Origin of the sequence: Microbacterium sp. OR16, assembly GCF_047306725.1 — a bacterium.
GTDB lineage: Bacteria > Actinomycetota > Actinomycetes > Actinomycetales > Microbacteriaceae > Microbacterium.
In genome coordinates this window covers 18,638-36,070 of record NZ_JAZEXK010000001.1, presented here as the reverse complement: position 1 = coordinate 36,070, position 17,433 = coordinate 18,638, and the positions used below count along the sequence as shown (strand labels likewise).

General features: G+C 69.9%; 17 protein-coding genes. 10 read left to right on the top strand and 7 right to left on the bottom strand.

What is annotated here, in order from left to right; translation table 11 throughout:
- Positions 1 to 4 precede the first annotated feature (4 nt).
- From V2S05_RS00165 to V2S05_RS00155, 3 genes are all read right to left on the bottom strand, one after another.
- Positions 5 to 130: a hypothetical protein gene (locus V2S05_RS00165; RefSeq protein ID WP_413633234.1), complete on the bottom strand. Its 126-nt coding sequence runs from the start codon at positions 128 to 130 to the stop codon at positions 5 to 7.
- Positions 127 to 1,458, bottom strand: a complete 1,332-nt coding sequence (locus V2S05_RS00160; RefSeq protein ID WP_413633233.1) for a DUF222 domain-containing protein — start codon at positions 1,456 to 1,458, stop codon at positions 127 to 129. The genes V2S05_RS00165 and V2S05_RS00160 overlap by 4 nt, the downstream gene beginning before the upstream one ends.
- A gap of 189 nt (positions 1,459 to 1,647) precedes the next feature.
- Positions 1,648 to 3,759: a RecQ family ATP-dependent DNA helicase gene (locus V2S05_RS00155; protein WP_413633231.1), complete on the bottom strand. Its 2,112-nt coding sequence runs from the start codon at positions 3,757 to 3,759 to the stop codon at positions 1,648 to 1,650.
- A gap of 85 nt (positions 3,760 to 3,844) precedes the next feature.
- Between V2S05_RS00155 and V2S05_RS00150 the strand changes: the two genes are divergently transcribed.
- From V2S05_RS00150 to V2S05_RS00115, 8 genes are all read left to right on the top strand, one after another.
- The gene (locus tag V2S05_RS00150) at positions 3,845 to 4,264 is read left to right on the top strand and encodes a pilus assembly protein CpaE (protein WP_413633230.1); all 420 of its coding nucleotides are present in this window, start codon (positions 3,845 to 3,847) and stop codon (positions 4,262 to 4,264) included.
- 74 nt (positions 4,265 to 4,338) lie between these two features.
- Positions 4,339 to 5,316, top strand: a complete 978-nt coding sequence (gene paaA / locus V2S05_RS00145) for a 1,2-phenylacetyl-CoA epoxidase subunit PaaA (RefSeq protein ID WP_413633228.1) — start codon at positions 4,339 to 4,341, stop codon at positions 5,314 to 5,316.
- Positions 5,313 to 5,603 (top strand): 1,2-phenylacetyl-CoA epoxidase subunit PaaB, encoded by a 291-nt coding sequence (gene paaB, locus V2S05_RS00140; protein ID WP_413633226.1) that lies wholly within the window; start codon positions 5,313 to 5,315, stop codon positions 5,601 to 5,603. Before paaA ends, paaB begins: the two co-directional genes overlap by 4 nt.
- A gap of 131 nt (positions 5,604 to 5,734) precedes the next feature.
- A complete protein-coding gene (gene paaC / locus V2S05_RS00135) occupies positions 5,735 to 6,511 on the top strand; it encodes a 1,2-phenylacetyl-CoA epoxidase subunit PaaC (RefSeq protein WP_271639697.1) in 777 nt (258 codons plus the stop codon).
- A 62-nt stretch (positions 6,512 to 6,573) separates the two neighbouring features.
- Complete coding sequence (gene paaD, locus V2S05_RS00130; RefSeq protein ID WP_413633225.1) at positions 6,574 to 7,110, top strand: 1,2-phenylacetyl-CoA epoxidase subunit PaaD; 537 nt, start codon at positions 6,574 to 6,576, stop codon at positions 7,108 to 7,110.
- A gap of 28 nt (positions 7,111 to 7,138) precedes the next feature.
- Positions 7,139 to 8,287, top strand: a complete 1,149-nt coding sequence (gene paaE, locus V2S05_RS00125; RefSeq protein ID WP_413635176.1) for a 1,2-phenylacetyl-CoA epoxidase subunit PaaE — start codon at positions 7,139 to 7,141, stop codon at positions 8,285 to 8,287.
- Between the two features lie 76 nt (positions 8,288 to 8,363).
- The gene (locus tag V2S05_RS00120; protein WP_413633223.1) at positions 8,364 to 9,134 is read left to right on the top strand and encodes an enoyl-CoA hydratase/isomerase family protein; all 771 of its coding nucleotides are present in this window, start codon (positions 8,364 to 8,366) and stop codon (positions 9,132 to 9,134) included.
- Positions 9,135 to 9,462: 328 nt separating this feature from the next.
- Complete coding sequence (locus V2S05_RS00115) at positions 9,463 to 10,986, top strand: ATP-dependent DNA ligase (RefSeq protein ID WP_271638318.1); 1,524 nt, start codon at positions 9,463 to 9,465, stop codon at positions 10,984 to 10,986.
- A 71-nt stretch (positions 10,987 to 11,057) separates the two neighbouring features.
- Here V2S05_RS00115 and V2S05_RS00110 read toward each other — a convergent pair whose 3' ends face one another.
- Positions 11,058 to 11,567: a phosphoribosyltransferase gene (locus tag V2S05_RS00110; RefSeq protein ID WP_413633221.1), complete on the bottom strand. Its 510-nt coding sequence runs from the start codon at positions 11,565 to 11,567 to the stop codon at positions 11,058 to 11,060.
- Positions 11,568 to 11,701: 134 nt separating this feature from the next.
- On the opposite strand from V2S05_RS00110, the gene V2S05_RS00105 reads away from it, so the two are divergent.
- Positions 11,702 to 12,517, top strand: coding sequence for a class II glutamine amidotransferase (locus tag V2S05_RS00105; protein WP_413633219.1), 816 nt, complete (start codon positions 11,702 to 11,704; stop codon positions 12,515 to 12,517).
- Between the two features lie 30 nt (positions 12,518 to 12,547).
- On the opposite strand, the gene V2S05_RS00100 is transcribed toward V2S05_RS00105, so the two are convergent.
- Complete coding sequence (locus V2S05_RS00100) at positions 12,548 to 13,699, bottom strand: YihY/virulence factor BrkB family protein (RefSeq protein WP_413633217.1); 1,152 nt, start codon at positions 13,697 to 13,699, stop codon at positions 12,548 to 12,550.
- A gap of 275 nt (positions 13,700 to 13,974) precedes the next feature.
- Here V2S05_RS00100 and V2S05_RS00095 point away from each other — a divergent pair, with 275 nt between their 5' ends.
- Complete coding sequence (locus V2S05_RS00095; RefSeq protein WP_413633215.1) at positions 13,975 to 15,633, top strand: thiamine pyrophosphate-binding protein; 1,659 nt, start codon at positions 13,975 to 13,977, stop codon at positions 15,631 to 15,633.
- A gap of 34 nt (positions 15,634 to 15,667) precedes the next feature.
- Here V2S05_RS00095 and V2S05_RS00090 read toward each other — a convergent pair whose 3' ends face one another.
- Positions 15,668 to 16,306 (bottom strand): response regulator, encoded by a 639-nt coding sequence (locus V2S05_RS00090; RefSeq protein WP_413633213.1) that lies wholly within the window; start codon positions 16,304 to 16,306, stop codon positions 15,668 to 15,670.
- Positions 16,303 to 17,427 (bottom strand): sensor histidine kinase, encoded by a 1,125-nt coding sequence (locus tag V2S05_RS00085; RefSeq protein WP_413633211.1) that lies wholly within the window; start codon positions 17,425 to 17,427, stop codon positions 16,303 to 16,305. Before V2S05_RS00085 ends, V2S05_RS00090 begins: the two co-directional genes overlap by 4 nt.
- Positions 17,428 to 17,433 lie beyond the last annotated feature (6 nt).

Genomic DNA, 17,433 nt, shown 5'->3' with positions numbered 1-17,433 from the left:
CGGCTCATATCCGCAGCACGCCGTCGCGGCGGCGACGCCGCTCGTGAAGGGTGGACAGTCTCGGCGTACGCCACTTCTGCTCGGCGTCCCACCAGGCCGGTCCGCGGATCTGCGGGAGGCCGCCGTTCATGCGGATCTCCCACCCAGACTGCCCGAGCGGTGATGCCACCAGCAGAGCGGCACGCCGTTGTCGGTATGCGTCGGGCCGCCCCGGGCGTGCTCGACGACGTGGTGGATCTCGCACCAGGTCGCCGGGACATGGCATCCGGGAATCAGGCATTCCCGATCTCTGGCGACGATCGCCCGGCGCTGGTGAACCGTGAACACCCGGTCGGTGGTCGTGATCCCCACGATGCGGCCTTCGTCGAACAGCACGCGCTGCACGGCTCCGGTGCAGGCGGTGTGGGTCGCCACGTGCAGCGGAACGGCGGTCTCGGATCCGGGCAGGGTCGCCCAGCCGGTGCCGACTGCCAGATCTGCGGCGTCGACGTGCACCACCAGAGTCGGGGCTGCACCGCCGAGCGAGGGCATCTCGCTGTGTCGGGCGGCGATGCCGAGAGCGGCGGCGAGCGCATCGTGTCGCTTCTGCGCAGGCGTGCGCGGATCGATCACGTTGCGAGGGTCGGTGTTGAACTCGTCGTCGCTGGAGGGGTCGTCGTCGAAGGTGAAGCGGACGCCGGTGTCGGGAGCACCGCCGACCTTCGGGTTGTTGTAGGCATCGTCGATGAGCTGGAACTGCGCAGCCAGCTCAGGGGTGAGGCCTCCCCGCACGGGGTGGAGACCGTCGCGCACCCGGCCGATCGTGAACCCTCGGCGCGCCTGCGCGCGCTCGTCTGACGGCTCGGCGCCGTCTGGGTCGAGGGCGATGGCGAGTGCGGCCGCGAACTGCTTCAGGTCGTCCGCCGATGCTCGCGGCGCCTGCCCCCGATCACCGTGATCACCGTGATCGGCATCGTCGTGGTCGCCGGGGAGGTCGTCGCCGCAGGCGAACGCGGCGAGGTTCGCGTCGGCCCACATCCGCTGCTCGACCGTGATCCGATCCCGCCCACGCTCCAGCGGCGCGACGGACGCGAGCAGACCTGCGACGCCGACCGCACCGTCGAGCAGCGCCTCACGCAGGGCGGGCCAGCGGGCCGGCATCCGCTCCCCCGACACCAGACTCGTCTCACGCTGCACGGCCTCCGCCGCCCGGATGATCCGCGCTGCGGAGGACGCGTCGACCAGTGCCGCCCGTCGCAGCATCTCGTTCATGCCGCGGCAGCCGAACCGATGCCCGAACTCGGTGTCGGCGGTCGCGACGGTCTCGACGATGCCCGCATCTGCCAGCCGCGAGATCTCACCCAACCCCGCGAGCGCTTCCGCGCGCTGCGCATCCGACAGCCCCGCAAGCGCATCGCCCGACAGCAGATCACGCAGGTCGGCGGCGACCTGAGCGAGAGCATCGGCGGGGCTGTTCATACCTCCATTCTGGCGAGGGCCACCGACATTCGAGGGCTCGGTTTCCCCAGATCAGAAAAACTTTTCGGAGAGAGCAGCGGACACCCGCCCGGCCACGCGAGACTTGCCTTCCAGCACGAGACAGTGCTCCGCGCGGGCCGTCTCGTGCTGGAACAGAAGTCTCGCGGATGGCGGCGGAACACCGAGGGGTCAGCCCCGCAGCGCCAGCACGAAGGGCAGCACCTCGCTCGCCCCGGCACGGCGCAGCTCGCGGGCAGCGACCGTGAGCGTCCAGCGACTGTCGGCCTGGTCGTCGACGAGCAGCACAGGCCCCTCCGGCACGGCGAGCCCATCGGCGCTGAAGCGCTCCCAGAGACCGGCGAGACGGAACACGCTGTTGCCGCCCGGCTCACCGCTCGGCCCGCCGTTCGCGAAGTCGAGCGCTCCGACATACGGCAGCCGCCCGATATCGGCGATCCCCCTGGCCAGCGAGTCGACGAGCAGCGGCTTCGATCGCGACGGCATCGCGACGACAGCCACGGGGCGCCGCTCCCAGCCCCAGCCGGCAAGCACCCGTACGCACGCGTCGAGCATCTGAGGGGTCACCTCGGCATCCGCGACTCCGACGGCGAAGATCTGCCGCAGCGTTCCTCCCCAGCCGAGGTCGGTGAGTCTCGCCAGGGCGCGCCCCTCCCCCGCCTGCTCGCCGGCGGGAATGCGCCCCTTCACCGGCACGCCGACACGGTCGCCGCCGGTGGGCCACTGCTTGCGCGGCTCGATCGGCACGCCCACGCGATCGAGGGCTCCGGATGCCGCCGCGCCCGCATCCGAGCCGATCTCGGACGGAAACCATGTGCCGGCGCAGTTGTCGCAGCGACCACATGGGGCTGCCGTGGCGTCGTCGAGTGAGCGCTGCAGAAACTCCATGCGACAGCCGTCGGTCTGCTGATACTCGATCATGTGCTGCTGCTCGGCGCGACGCTCGGCGGCGATGCGCTCGTACCGCTCGGAGTCGTACACCCACGGCTGACCGGTCGCGACCCAGCCGCCCTGCACCCGCCGCACTGCGCCGTCGACATCGAGCACCTTCAGCAGCAGCTCGAGAGGCGTGCGTCGGATGTCGACGATCGCCTCGAGCGCCGGAGTCGACAGCGGCTGATCGCCCAGCGCCGCGATCACGCGCTCGGCGCGCTCGCGATCAGGCATCGACGCGGTGGCGAAGTAGTGCCAGATGTCGCGATCCTCCACTCCCGGCAGCAGCAGCACGTCGGCACTGTCGCTGGCGCGGCCGGCGCGGCCGACCTGCTGGTAGTACGCGACGGGTGACGACGGGGCGCCGAGGTGCACGACGAACCCGAGGTCGGGCTTGTCGAAGCCCATGCCGAGCGCGCTGGTCGCCACGAGCGCCTTGACCTCGTTGCGCTTGAGCATCCCCTCCGATTCCTCGCGCTCGTCGGCATCCGTCTGGCCCGTGTACGCACGCACCTCGTGCCCCTGTTCGCGCAGCAGCCGGGCGGTGTCGACCGCCGCCGACACCGTGAGCGCGTAGATGATGCCCGATCCGGGCAGATCGTTCAGATGGCTGAGCAGCCAGGCCAGCCGCTGCGCCGACCCGGGCAGCTGCAGCACGCCGAGGCGGAGGGATGCCCGGGCCAGTGGCCCGCGGATCGTCAGAACCCCGGCATCAGCCGGCGAGGTGCCGCCGAGCTGCTCGGCCACGTCGGCGACGACCCGACTGTTCGCCGTCGCCGTCGTCGCCAGCACGGGGACGCCGGCAGGCATCTCGGCGATCAGCTCGCGCAGGCGCCGGTAGTCGGGGCGGAAGTCGTGCCCCCAGTCGCTGATGCAGTGCGCCTCGTCGACCACGAGCATCCCGATTCGCCGCACCAGCGCAGGCAGCTGGTTCTCGCGGAAGGCGGGGTTGTTGAGCCGCTCGGGCGAGACGAGCAGCACGTCGACTTCATCGCGGTCGAGCCTGGCGATCACCTCGGCCCATTCATGCGCGTTCGTCGAGTTGATCGCCACCGCCCGCACACCGGCTCGCTCGGCCGCCGCGATCTGGTCACGCATCAGCGCGAGCAGCGGCGAGACGAGCACGGTCGGTCCCGCGCCCTGCCGGCGCAGCAGCAGCGTCGCGACGAAGTACACCGCCGACTTGCCCCACCCGGTGCGCTGCACCACGAGCGCCCGGCGGTGCTCGGCGACCAGCGCCTCGATTGCCTCGTACTGCCCGTCGTGGAACGTCGCGTCGGGCCGTCCGACGAGCTCGCGCAGCGCTGCGAGCGCGGCATCGCGGATGTCGGTCGAGGTCGATGAGGCCATGCATCCACTCTGCCGCACCCCGCCGACACCACGGCGAGCCCGCAAGCACATCCCAGGGCATCCGCCCGTCGCCTACCGTAGAGACATGATCAGCCGCGAACTGGCCGTGACCCTGCGCGAGAACGGTCTCGTCTGGCATCCGGCCAGCGGCGACCGGTTCGCGCTCGATCTGCCCGTAGACATCGAGCTCGAGGCCGAGGCCGACATCTTCACCGTCAGCGAGATGACGATCGAGGCGCGCGCGACACCCTCGGGTACGGATCTCGCCTTCAACGGCACGACCGAATGGGCCCTCGACGCCGTGCAGCTGACGGAGGCCGTGTGGCTGCCGCGCGAGGATCAGCTGCGCGAGCTGCTGCGCGGCACGTTCCGCTCACTGCAGCGGCTGACCGACGCCTTCGTCGTAGAGATAGAGATCACCGGAGAGCGCCTGCGCTTCGAGCATCCGGAACCCGCCGAAGCATACGGACAGGCTCTGCTCGCCCTGCTGCGCCGCGCTCGCTGACACCTGCCTTGATCGCCCGACTCCCGCATGCGAGAATTACCAAACGAACGGTCAGTAAACCGATGGAGTCGATGATGACCAGTCCCGCAGACCTCTCCCTCGTGCACGATGCACCCTCCGAACAAGAACGGCGCTTCGACGAGCTGGTCGAGAACGAGCAGCGCATCGAGCCCCGCGACTGGATGCCCGAGGCGTACCGCAAGACGCTGATCCGGCAGATCTCGCAGCACGCGCACTCCGAGATCATCGGCATGCAGCCCGAGGGCAACTGGATCACCCGCGCGCCCAGCCTCAAGCGCAAGGCCATCCTGATCGCGAAGGTGCAGGACGAAGCGGGTCACGGGCTCTACCTCTACTCGGCCGCGCAGACCCTCGGCACCACGCGCGAGGAGATGATGCGCCAGCTGATCGAGGGCAAGGCGAAGTACTCATCGATCTTCAACTACCCCACCCCCACATGGGCCGATATGGGCGCCATCGGCTGGCTGGTCGACGGCGCCGCGATCGTCAATCAGGTGCCGCTGTGTCGCGCGTCGTACGGCCCGTACGGGCGGGCGATGGTTCGCATCTGCAAAGAGGAGTCGTTCCACCAGCGGCAGGGATTCGAGATTCTGCTGGCGCTCATGCAGGGCACCGACGAGCAGCGCCAGATGGCGCAGGATGCCGTGAACCGATGGTACTGGCCGAGCCTGGCCATGTTCGGCCCGCCGGATGACCAGTCGCCGAACTCGGCGCAGTCGATGAAGTGGAAGATCAAGCGCTTCTCGAACGACGACCTGCGTCAGCGCTTCGTCGGGATGCTCGTGCCGCAGGCCGAGATCCTCGGGATCACACTGCCCGACCCCGACTTGAGGTGGAACGACGAGACCCAGCGGTACGACATGGGCGAGATCGACTGGGACGAGTTCTTCGACGTGCTGAAGGGCAACGGCCCGTGCAACGCCGAACGCCTCGAGCGCCGCCGCACGGCGCACGAGGAGGGCGCGTGGGTGCGCGAGGCCGCCGCGGAGTACGCCCGCAAGCGCGCGCTGCGAGAGGAGGTGGCGTCATGACCGATCAGACCGCCTGGCCCCTCTGGGAGGTGTTCGTGCGCGCGAACCGCGGACTCAGCCATGTGCACGTCGGATCGCTCGTGGCTCCGGATGCCGAGATGGCCGTGCGCAACGCCCGCGACCTCTACACCCGCCGCGGCGAGGGAGTGTCGATCTGGGTGGTGCCGTCGGATGCCATCACGACCAGCGATCCGGATGCCAAGGAGGCCTTCTTCGAGAGCTCGGAGGGGAAGAACTACCGGCACGCCACGTACTACACGGCGTCGGAGGGGGTGCCGCACCTGTGAGCGCCGACGTCCACACCCCGGTCGTTGAGCACCCTTCGACTCGCTTCGCTCGCTCAGGAACCGCGCCCCAGCCCGTCGAAACGCCCACGCCTCCCCACGACGACGTTCACGTCTCCGTAGAAGAACGGCACCTGGCATCCGAACTCGCCGGCGGCGAGAATCGCGCCCCCTCGGCCGACGTGGCCGAGTACGCCCTCTGGCTGGGCGACGACGCGCTCATCCTCTCGCAGCAGCTCGGCGCGTGGATCTCACGCGCCCCCGAACTGGAGGAGGACGTCGCGCTCGGTAACATCGCCCTCGACCTGCTGGGGCACGCGCGCTCGCTGCTGCGCTACGCCGGCTCATGGGACGGACGCAGCGAGGACGATCTGGCGTTCTTCCGCGATGAGCCGGAGTTCCGCAGCTCATGGCTGGTCGAGCAGCCCAACGGCGACTTCGCCCAGACCATCGCGAGGCAGCTGATCGCCTCGACGTACATGTACGAGCTGTACTCGGCATTGCGCGGGTCGACGGATGAGACCTTCGCCGCGATCGCCGCGAAATCGCTCAAAGAGGTCGACTACCACCGCGACCACGCCGTGCAATGGGTGCTGCGTCTCGCCGGCGGCACCGAGCTCTCGCGCGGCAAGATGATCCGCGCGCTGACGGACGTGTGGCCGTACGTCGACGAGCTGTTCCGCGATGAGCCGCTGATCGACCGCCTCGAAGGAGTCGCGGTGCGGCCGTCGACGCTGCGCGCCGGCTTCGACGCCGTGGTCGAGACCGTGTTCGCCGAGGCCGGCCTGATGACGCCCGATGCGAAGGCATCCCGCGCCGGCGGCCGCCGCGGCTCGCACGCCACCCCATTCGGTCACCTGCTCGCCGAGATGCAGGTGCTCGCCCGGCGGCATCCGGGGGCGACATGGTGACCCTTCGACAGGCTCAGGGCCCCAGGGATGCCCAGGGGCCCAGGGGGGCTCGGGGTCCCGGGGTGGCCCAGGAACCCGGGGAAGCTCAGGGGCCGGGGCAGGTTCAGCGCCCCACTCACCGCGCCATTCGCGCGCGGGAGGTCGCGGCCGCGGTCGCCGACCCTGAGATCCCCGTGCTCACCATCGCCGACCTCGGCGTGCTGCGCGACGTGCGGCTCGATGGCGAGCGCGTCACGGTCGACATCACTCCCACCTACTCCGGATGCCCGGCGATGGACGCCATCCGCGACGACATCGTCCTCGCGCTCACCGCCGACGGCTTCGCCGACGTGGAGGTGCGCCTCGTGCTCTCGCCCGCTTGGACGACGGACTGGATGAGCGACGACGGAAAGCGCAAGCTCGTCGAGTACGGCATCGCCCCGCCGTCGGGCCGGGCGGTCCATCGCCAGGGGCCCATCCGCGTGACCCTCGCGGTGAAGTGCCCCCGGTGCGGATCGCTCGACACCCGCGAGATCTCACGCTTCGGTTCAACGTCGTGCAAGTCGCTGTACGAATGCCGCGCCTGCCTGGAGCCGTTCGACCACTTCAAGGTGATCTGATGGAGGCGATCTGATGCCGCTGTTCCGGATGCCCGTCGCCGCCACCCGCGACGAGAATGCTACGCCGCTCTCCGCCGACCGGCACCGCGCACGGTTCCACACACTCACCGTCTCAGACGTGCGCCGCCTCACCGATGACGCCATCGAGGTGACCTTCGCCGTCCCGGCCGATCTCGCCGACGAGTACGCCTACCTGCCGGGCCAGTACGTCGCGCTGCGGGTGGAGCTGGAGGGCACCGAGGTGCGCCGTTCGTACTCGCTGTGCCGCCCACCCGCACCCGTGCGCGACGGCGCCACCAGCCTCAGCATCGCGGTGAAGCGCGACGAGGGCGGTCTGTTCTCGACCTGGGCGCAGACCGAGCTGACTCCCGGATTCCAGATCGACGTGATGAGCCCGCAGGGCACCTTCACCTCAGGACTCGACGAACTGGAGGGCACGCACGTCGTCGGCATCGCCGCGGGCTCGGGCATCACGCCGATGATGGCACTCGCGCGCACCCTGCTCGCGGCATCCGACACGACGCGCTTCACCCTGCTGTACACGAATCGGTCTACCAGCGACGTGATGTTCCTCGAAGATCTCGCCGAGCTCAAAGACCGCTACCCGACCCGGCTCGTGCTGCATCACGTGCTCTCGCGTGAACAGCGCACGGCCCCGGTGCTCTCGGGCCGCATCGACGAGCAGAAGCTGCGCACCATCCTCGAGTCGCTGATCCTGCCGTCGACCGTCGACGAGTGGTTCCTGTGCGGGCCGTTCGCACTGGTCGACCTGTGCCGCGAGGTGCTCGCCGATGTCGGCGTGCCCGGTGAGCATGTGCGCTTCGAGCTGTTCACCACCGGGGATGCCGTCGCCGAGCGGGGTCCCCGCCGGGTGCACGTGCGCCAGGGCGAGAAGACGGTTCGGATCGAGATAAACCTCGACGGCGTCTCGTCGAGCGTCGAGAGCCCGGTCGACGCGCACGAATCGGTGCTCAACGCCGCGCTGCGGGTGCGACCGGATGCCCCGTACGCCTGCTCCGGCGGAGTGTGCGGCACCTGCCGCGCTCGGGTGCGCGAGGGCAGCGTGACGATGACCGAGAACTACGCGCTCGAGCCCGACGAGCTCGAGCGCGGCTACGTACTCACCTGCCAGTCCCATCCCACCAGCGACCGACTCGTCGTCGACTACGACGTGTGAGTTTTCGACAGGGCCTCGCCCTTCGACTGGGTCGAGCTCTTCGGCAGGCTCAGGGAACCAACCACAAGGAGTGCGCATGATCGACATCCGGATCGCAGACGACGTCGCCCGGATCACCCTCAACGCGCCGGATCGGCTCAACGCCCTCGACGAGCACGCCTTGCGCGAGCTGAGCGCGGCGTACGAGGAGGCAGAGCGGGGCGGTGTGCGCGCCCTGGTGCTGCGCGGTGAGGGGCGCGCGTTCTGCGCCGGGCGCGACATCTCGGCGGTGGATCCGCGTGACGACGACGTCATCGGTTTTCTCGGCGGCATCGTCACCCCGCTGCTGAAGCGAATGGCGGCGTTCCCCGCGCCCACATTCGCCACCGCGCACGGCGCGTGCCTCGGCGTCGGGCTCGGCCTGCTCATCGCCACCGACGTGGTCTACGTCGCCGAGTCGGCGAAGATCGGCTCGCCGTTCGCCGCCCTCGGCGCGACGCTCGACTCCGGCGGTCACGCCCTGTTCGCCGAGCGGCTGGGGGCCCATAAGACGCTCGATCTCATCTACACCGGACGGCTGATGTCGGGCGCCGAGGCGGTGGCATCCGGTCTCTTCTCCCGCGTCTTCCCCGACGACGAGGTGCAGACGGCGACCATGGATGCCGCGCACGCCGCCGCCCGCGGGGCGACTGCGGCGTTCCTCGCCAGCAAGCGCCTGATCGCCCGCATCCGCGACGAGCGGCTCTCGCTCTGGGAGTCGATCGATCTCGAGAACGCCGCGCAGGCCGCGCTCTGCGATACCGACGACTACCGCGAGGGCTTCGCCGCATTCCAGCAGAAGCGCAAGCCCGAGTTCCGCGGACGCTGATCCGGCTTGCCGGAGGCGGAGAACACCGGTACCCGGCATCCCCCGCCGGCATTTCCCATCCCTCGTTCGTCGAAGAGATGGAAAACACCGGTACCCGGCATCCGCCGCCGGCATTTTCCATCTCGCGTTCGTCGAAGAGATGGAAAACACCGGTACCCGGCATCCCCCGCCGGCATCTTCCATCCCTCGTTCGTCGAAGAGATGGAAAACACCGGTACCCGGCATCCCCCGCCGGCATTTCCCATCCCGCGCCTCGCCCGGCGGGTAGGAGACGCCGGTACGCGCAACCCCCTGCCTCCATGTCGGCGGCCGGTGGGAGGATGCCGGGATGATGCTCTCCGAGCTGCTCTCGGCGACCGATGAGGTCTCTGCCACGTCGTCCCGTCTGGCCAAGATCGACGCACTCGCCCGGCTGCTGGCGGCCGCGCCGTCAGACGAGCTGCGCCCGCTGATCGGGCTGCTGCTCGCCGCACCCCGGCAGGGCCGGCTCGGCGTCGGCTGGCGCACGCTCGCCGGCCTCGACCTCGCTCATGCCGAAGCGGCGACGCTCACGATCACAGAGGTCGATCATGCGCTGGATGCCCTGGCCGCGACTTCCGGAGCCGGCTCGACGGCCGCGCGGCAGAGCGTGCTGCACGAGCTCGCCGCACGGTGCACCGCCGCCGAATGGGATCTGCTCTCCAGAGCGATGATGGGCGAGCTGCGCACCGGAGCGCTCGGGGGCGTCCTGCTCGATGCGATCGCCCGCGCCTCGGAACGACCTGCGGCCTCGGTCCGCCGCGCAGCGATGCTCTCCGGCGATCTCGGCGAGACCGCCGTGATCGCGCTGACCGGCGACGAGAGCGATCTCGAGGCCGTCGGCCTGACCGTGGGTCGACCGGTGATGCCGATGCTCGCGTCCACCGCTGCCACGCCGACGGCGGCGCTGGGGATCACCGGCCGCGCGTCGGTCGAGTACAAGCTCGACGGCGCGCGCATCCAGGTGCACCGCCGCGGCGATGAGGTCGGCGTCTACACCCGCAGCCTCGCCGACGTCACGCATCGCGTGCCGGAGCTGGTCGAGATCGTGCGTTCGCTGCCCGCGCACGACGTGATCCTCGACGGCGAGACGCTGTCGCTCGATGAGGATGGTGGCCCGCGTCCTTTCCAGGAGACGATGTCGCGCTTCGGAGCCGACGTCGCTCGTGAACTGGCCCTGAGACCCTGGTTCTTCGACATCCTGCATGTCGACGGCCGCGACCTCATCGACGAGCCGCTCAGCGCGCGACTGGCCGAGCTAGAGCGCGTCGCCGGTGAGTGGCGGATGCCCGGCGTCGTCACCGACGACGCCGATGAGGCCGAGCGGCTCTCGCGCGAGGCTCTGGCCGCCGGCCACGAGGGCGTGCTCGTCAAGGCCGTCGGATCGACGTACTCCGCTGGGCGCCGCGGCAAGTCGTGGGTGAAGGTGAAGCCCGTGCTCACCTACGACCTGGTCGTGCTCGGCGCGGAGTGGGGATCGGGCCGGCGCACCGGGATGCTGTCGAACCTGCACCTCGGTGCCCGCGATCCCGAGGGCGAGTTCGGCGAGCCGGGCGAGTTCGTCATGGTCGGCAAGACGTTCAAGGGACTCACCGACGACCTGCTGCGCTGGCAGACCGAGAACTTCCCCTCGCTCGAGACCCGCCGCACGGCGAGCACCGTGTTCCTGCGGCCCGAGACCGTCGTCGAGATCGCGATCGACGGCGTGCAGCGCTCGCCCCGGTACCCGGGCGGCATCGCGCTGCGCTTCGCGCGGGTGAAGGGCTACCGCACCGACAAGACGGCGAACGAGGCCGACACCATCCAGTCGCTCAGGTCGCTGCTGCGCGGCTGATCGCGACGCCACGAGTCACGCCTCGGGCATCCACACCCGGTCGTTGAGCGAGCGAAGCGCGTCGAAACGTCTCACGCCGAAGCTGGCAGCCCCTGATCCTCCTCGACGACCGTGCCCTTGAACGACCACGGGAAGTTGATCCAGCGATCGGTGTCCTTCCAGGCGAAGTCCGGCTGGATGATCGTCGAGGGCTTGGTGTAGATCGTCACCGAGCGCACGTCGGCGCCCTTCTCTTTCAGCAGCTGCACGGCAAGGGCGAGCGTGCGGCCCGAGTCGGCGACGTCATCGACGAGCAGCACGCGCCGGCCGTCGAGGTACTCCATGTCGAGCTCGGGTGGCAGCACCTCGGGTGCATCGAGCACCGTGCCGATCCCCGTGTAGAACTCCATGTTAATCGCACCGCAGTTCTTCACGCCGAGGCCGTAGGCGATGGCACCGGCCGGCAGCAGACCTCCGCGGGCGATCGCGACGACGACCTCGGGCACGAAGCCGCTGTCGATGATGTCTCGTGCGAGCTCGCGTGTCGCGTCGCCGAATCCGTCCCAGGTGAGCGTCTCGCGCTCGATGTCTGCCTCAGTCACCGCTCCATTCTGTTACACCGATGCCATGCCGAGCCAACGGATTCCGCGCCTGTTCAGCCGGAATGAGGTAGAAACGAAGGAGGGATCGCGTCGCCCGCCGCATCCCTCATCCCGATTTCCGAGGTCTTTCCGTCATGTGCCGCCTGTTCGCCTTCGTCTCATCAGATCGCTCCGCTGCCCGCCGTGAGCTGGGCCGAGATGGGATGGAGAGCCTGCTCTCGTTGGCGCGCCTGCACGGCGACGGCTGGGGCTGGGCAGGCGTGAGCGCGCCCGGGCAGCCGCCTGCGGCGCACCGCTCGGCGCGATCCGCCATCGGCGACCCGGCGTTCGATCAGGCGATGGATGCCGAGTGTCGCGCGGCGATCGTGCACCTGCGATGGGCCACCGCCGGACTGCCCGTGCTCGACTCCAACGCGCACCCCTTCACGGCCGACGGCATTGCCTTCGCGCACAACGGCTCGATCAAGCCGCTCGAGCAGCTGCGGTCACTGCTCTCGGCCGAGAGCGTCGCGACACTCACCGGCACCACCGACAGCGAGATGTACTTCGCGCTCATCCGCGAGAAGGTGGCGGAGGGACTCGGCCTGCACGAGGCGACGACGCGAGTCGCGACGATGCTGCGAGAGCTGTTCCCGCTCGCCAGCCTGAATGCCCTGGTTCTCGATGCCGACCAGCTCGTCGTCGTGCACGCCAGTGCCACCAGCATCCTCACCGATCACGATCTCTCCCGCCTCGCCCCGTTGGCCGATGTGCTGCCCAGCGAGCACAACGAGGACTACTTCGCGCTGCGCTGGCGCGAAGGCGCCGACGGCACGATCTCGGTCGGATCGACCGGTGTCGCCGGCGACGGCTGGACTCCCCTGCCGGCCGAGACCGTCACCGCGATCCGGCTCGACGACCGCTCGGTGTCGACGCTCGACCTCGCCGCAGAGCACGCCCTGCACGGCTAGACGCCCACCGCTCAGATCGACGACCCGCGATCAGCGTTTCGGCGCGTCCTCACCGCGCCTGGCGTCCCCACCGCGCCGGTCGTCGTCATCGTCGCGGGAGTCGTTCTCCGCGCGCAGTCGCAGCTGTCGACCTTCTTCGATGGTCTTCTGCTCCTTCTCCTGCATCTTCTTGCTCTGCCGGTCGTCGCGCGGCGGCAGCTGGATGCTCTCCTCCGCCTCGATCCCGGCCTGCAGCTGACGCCCTCGTTCCATCTCGGCGTCGAACTCCGCGCCGAACAGCAGCGACAGGTTCACGATCCAGAGCCACAGCAGCAGGATGATGACGCCGGCGATGCTGCCGTAGGTCTTCTGGTAGTTGCTGAAGTTGATCACGTAGAAGAAGAAGCCGAGCGAGGCGATCACCATGATCACCAGCGCCACGAACGCTCCGAGGCTCATCCAGCGGAACTTCGGCTGTTTCACGTTGGGGCTGCCGTAGTACAGGATCGCCAGGGCCAGGATGGCGAGCAGCACGATGACCGGCCACTTGGCGATGCTCCACACGGTGAGCGCCACCTCTCCGAGCCCGATAGTCTCGCCGATCGCCTCGGCGATCGGTCCGGAGACGATCACCAGCAGCACGATCGCCACCGCGATGATCAGCAGGATGACGGTGAGCAGCAGCACCATCGGGCGCAGCTTCCAGAACGGACGACCCTCATCGATCTCGTAGACGGTGTTCATCGCCTGCGAGAAGGCGCTGACATACCCCGAGGCCGACCAGATGGCGCCGGCCAGACCGATGATGAGCGCGAGGCCTGCGGTGTTCGACTGAGCGAGCTGCTCGATCGGCTGACGCAGCACCTGAACGACGGAATCATCGGCCACGCGGCCAAGGACGCTGAGCAGGAGGTCGGTGGTCTCGTCGGCCTTGCCGAACAGCCCCACCAGCGAGACCACGGCGAGCAGGGCGGGGAAGATCGCCAGGACGCTGTAGTACGTCAGCGCAGCGGCGAGCGTGGTGCACCGGTCGCGCAGGAACTCCGAGAAGGCGCGCTTGAGCGCGTACTTCCACGAGGGCTTGTCGATCTCGGGCGGGGTCTGCGGTTTGCGCGCGTCGTCGGGTGGCGGCGCCTGCCGCTCTTTCGCGGTGCTGGTCTGCGCATCGCCCTGCGACGCGGGCTGCTCCAGGTTTCCCGACATGGTGCCCTCCGTGGTGGTGCGGTCGTGCTGCTGCGGTCGTGCTGCTGAGCGATCCACTCTGCGCCGCTGAGCCTTTCGCCACCACGACCTCGACGCATCGCAGCGCGGGGGCTATCCTTCGGCGCGGGCGAGCGTTCACCCGCGCAGGTGCGCCGGATAGAATCGGAGAGTCCGGCCCCTCAGGCCGGTGCTCGAAAAAGGGGCACGAAGCACTCCGCGACGAGGCGCGAGACATATACGGATTCCTCCGTTCCTGTCTTGAAAGGCGCTTCACCATGCCCACCGTCTCCGCCCACGTGGCCCTCACCCTCGCCCAGCACATCGACCACGTCTTCGGCGTGATGGGCAACGGCAACGCGTACTTCCTCGATGCGCTCGAGAAGCAGACCGACGCCGTCTTCACCGCCGTCCGCCACGAGCAGGGCGCTGTGGTCGCCGCCGATGCGCACTTCCGCGCATCCGGTCGCATCGCCGCCGCCACCTCGACGTACGGTGCGGGGTTCACGAACACCCTGACGGCGCTGGCCGAGGCCGTGCAGGCGCACGTGCCGCTCGTGCTCGTCGTCGGCGACGAGCCCACGTCGGGCCCGCGCCCGTGGGATGTGGATCAGATCGCCATGGCATCGGCCGTCGGCGCGCGCACCTATACGACCGGGCACGCCGACGCCGCCGCGACCACCGTCATCGCGATCGAGCACGCCCTGACCTACCGCGTGCCCGTCGTGCTGGCGATCCCCTACGACGTCGCCTCGCTCGAGGCGGGCGCCGTCGCGCCGGCCCCGGTGCCGCGCATCCCCGCGCCGCTCGCGCCCCGCGGCGAGTTCGCCGACGGGATGCTCGATGACATCGCGAACGCGCTGCGCTCGGCCGAGCGCCCGTTCCTGCTCGCCGGCCGCGGCGCGTGGCTCGCCGGCGCGCGCGACGCCCTGGGGGCCCTCGCGGAGTCGACCGGGGCGCTCACCGCATCCACTGCCCTGGGCAGAGGTGTCTTCCCCGACACCCGGTACGACCTGGGAGTGACCGGTGGGTTCGGCGCCGAGGGCGCCATGCAGCTGATCCGCGAGGCCGATGTCGCCGTGGTCTTCGGTGCGTCGCTCAACCAGTTCACGATGCGCTTCGGTGAGCTGTTCGCGCCCGGCACGCGAGTGTTCCAGGTCGACGTGGCGCCGGCGGCGACCCACGCCCATGTCGGCGGCTTCGTGCGCGCCGATGCCCGTCTTGCCGCTGAGGCGCTCGTCGAGCGGCTCAGCACCCCGGCATCCGCTCCCGCGCACGCCCCCTGGCGCGAGACGGCCGACGTCGAGGCCGCCCGCGCGTACGCGGACGGCGATGATCTCGCCGCCGACGGGCGCCTCGACCCTCGCTCGGCGGCGCGCCGCATCGCGGAGCTGCTGCCGGAGGACCGCGTCGTCGTCTCAGACGGCGGCCACTTCATCGGCTGGGCGAACATGTACTGGCCGGTGGCAGCGCCCGACCGCATGATGATGGTCGGCACCGCCTTCCAGTCGATCGGCCAGGGCTGGCCCAGCGTGGTCGGCGCCACCCGCGCGCGACCCGAGCAGACCATCGTGCTGACCTCGGGCGACGGCGGCGGCCTGATGGCGATCGCCGACCTCGAATCCGCCGTGCGCGCGGCCGGCGGTCGCGGCATCGCGGTGATCTGGAACGACGCCGCCTACGGCGCCGAGGTGAACCTCTACGGCCTCAAGGGGCTCGCCGAGGGCCCCATGCTCATCCCCGAGGTCGACTTCGCCGCCTTCGCCGCAGCCGTCGGCGCGGAGGGCGTCGTCGTGCGCACGCTCGACGACCTCGAGCGCCTGCGCACCTGGGCATCCGAAGACCCGGCCGAGCGCCACTTCCTGGTGCTCGATCTGCGCATCTCGGGCAAGGTCATCGCGCCGTACCAGCAGGAGATCATCCGCGCGAACTCCTGACCGCGGGCATCCGGGTGTCACCCCGGGCGACGACTCAGATCCAGCCCTTGTCCTGCGCCACGCGCACCGCCTGCGCGCGGTTTCCGGCGCTGGTCTTGCCGATCGCCGCCGACAGGTGATTGCGTACCGTTCCGGCGGAGAGGAAGACCTCGGATGCGATGGCTGCGGCCGACCTGCCGTCGGCGGCCAGCCGCAGCACCTGCCGTTCCCGGTCGCTGAGCGGATTCGCCCCTTCGAACAGGCTCTTCTCGGCGAGCGCCGGATCGAGCACCCGCAGTCCGGCATGCGTGCGTCGCACGGCGTCGGCAAGCTGCTCGGCGGGCGCATCCTTCACCATGAATCCGCACGCGCCCGCCTCCAGCGCATCTCGCAGGTAACCGGGACGGGCGAATGTCGTCACGATCAGCACCCGTGTGGCCGGGCTGGCCGCGCGCAGGCGACGGGTCGCCTCGATGCCGTCGATCCCTGGCATCTGGATGTCCATCAGGCACACATCCGGCGTGAGCGAGGCTGTCAGGCGCAACGCCTCCTCGCCGTCCGCGGCGGTGGCGACCACATCGATGTCGGGCTCCAGCTCGAGCAGGGCGGCGAGCGCACCGCGCACCAGCGCCTGGTCATCGGCGACGAGCAGGCGGATGCTGTGGGGCGCCGTGCGCTGCGGCAGCGGGCTCACCAGCGCACCTCCACCCGCGTTCCCGCACCCGCGGCCGGTCCGATGCGGAATGCGGCGCCCGCGGCCGCAGCGCGCTCTCGCATGCCGCGGATCCCATTGCCCTCTGCCGCACCGGTCTGATCGCCGTCGAGGCCGCACCCGTCGTCTTCGACCAAGAGCCACCCCGGGGCCACGGTCACCCGCGCCCGACGGGCCGCGCTGTGTCGCAGCAGGTTCGTAGTCGCCTCGCGCAGGATCCAGCTGGCCGTGAGCTCCTGGGCCGGTGAGAGCGCGTCCGGTGCTCCGTGCACCTGCAGCGCCACGCCCCCGGCGGCGAGGGCCTCGCCGCTGCGTGCCAGCTGCTCGCCGAAGGTGGTGCTGCGCGCGCCGGCGACCGTGGCGCGTGCGGCGGCGAGCGCCTCTGCGGTCAGAGCGGTGATGGCGGCGAGTTCGGCTTTCGCCCGAGCGGGATCGGCGTCGATCAGACGTGCCGCGAGCTGCGACTTCAGTTGCACCACGGTGAGCGAATGCCCGATGAGGTCATGCACGTCGCGGGCGAGCGCCTCGCGCGCCTCGCTCGTGGCCAGCTCGAGTCCGAGCCGCTCGGCCTGCGCTGAGCGGATGATCAACCATGTCGACACGGTGTTCACCACGCCCAGCAGCATCACCACCACAAGCAGCGCGAAATACGCGGTGCCGCCGGGGAGCAGCAGGATGCAGCCGGTGGTGATCAGCACGGCGACGATCGAGGTGATCCAATGGGCTGCGCGGGTGAGGCCGTATGAGGCGAACGACATGATGAAGGGCAGGAAGGTCAGTGCCAGCAGCCCCTCTGCCGGCACCGACAGCGCCGCGCAGGCGATGAGCACGGCGAAGAACATCCACTGTCCGCGCACCGGCGGAGAGCCGAGCCCGCCGCCACCGCGACTGCCCCGCACGAACCCGACGACGTACACTGCGGCGAAGGCGACCAGTGCCACCCACCCGGTGACGATCCACGCCCGCGACGCGTCTGAGCGCAGCAGAGCGATCACCGGGTACGCCAGAAAGATCATCCAGACGACCGCCATGAGCCATCCGTAGCGATCCCAGTGCGAGGCGGTCGCGGCGGGGCGCTCGATGCCGCCCTGCTGCGCTGTCATGACTCC

Coding starts and splice junctions, on each gene's coding strand:
- V2S05_RS00165 (WP_413633234.1), bottom strand. CDS start 130: ATGAACGGCGGCCTCCCGCAGATCCGCGGACCGGCCTGGTGGGACGCC.
- V2S05_RS00095 (WP_413633215.1), top strand. CDS start 13,975: ATGCCCACCGTCTCCGCCCACGTGGCCCTCACCCTCGCCCAGCACATC.
- V2S05_RS00150 (WP_413633230.1), top strand. CDS start 3,845: ATGATCAGCCGCGAACTGGCCGTGACCCTGCGCGAGAACGGTCTCGTC.
- V2S05_RS00120 (WP_413633223.1), top strand. CDS start 8,364: ATGATCGACATCCGGATCGCAGACGACGTCGCCCGGATCACCCTCAAC.
- paaB (WP_413633226.1), top strand. CDS start 5,313: ATGACCGATCAGACCGCCTGGCCCCTCTGGGAGGTGTTCGTGCGCGCG.
- V2S05_RS00155 (WP_413633231.1), bottom strand. CDS start 3,759: ATGGCCTCATCGACCTCGACCGACATCCGCGATGCCGCGCTCGCAGCG.
- V2S05_RS00115 (WP_271638318.1), top strand. CDS start 9,463: ATGATGCTCTCCGAGCTGCTCTCGGCGACCGATGAGGTCTCTGCCACG.
- paaE (WP_413635176.1), top strand. CDS start 7,139: ATGCCCGTCGCCGCCACCCGCGACGAGAATGCTACGCCGCTCTCCGCC.
- V2S05_RS00105 (WP_413633219.1), top strand. CDS start 11,702: ATGTGCCGCCTGTTCGCCTTCGTCTCATCAGATCGCTCCGCTGCCCGC.
- V2S05_RS00085 (WP_413633211.1), bottom strand. CDS start 17,427: ATGACAGCGCAGCAGGGCGGCATCGAGCGCCCCGCCGCGACCGCCTCG.
- V2S05_RS00100 (WP_413633217.1), bottom strand. CDS start 13,699: ATGTCGGGAAACCTGGAGCAGCCCGCGTCGCAGGGCGATGCGCAGACC.
- V2S05_RS00160 (WP_413633233.1), bottom strand. CDS start 1,458: ATGAACAGCCCCGCCGATGCTCTCGCTCAGGTCGCCGCCGACCTGCGT.
- paaA (WP_413633228.1), top strand. CDS start 4,339: ATGACCAGTCCCGCAGACCTCTCCCTCGTGCACGATGCACCCTCCGAA.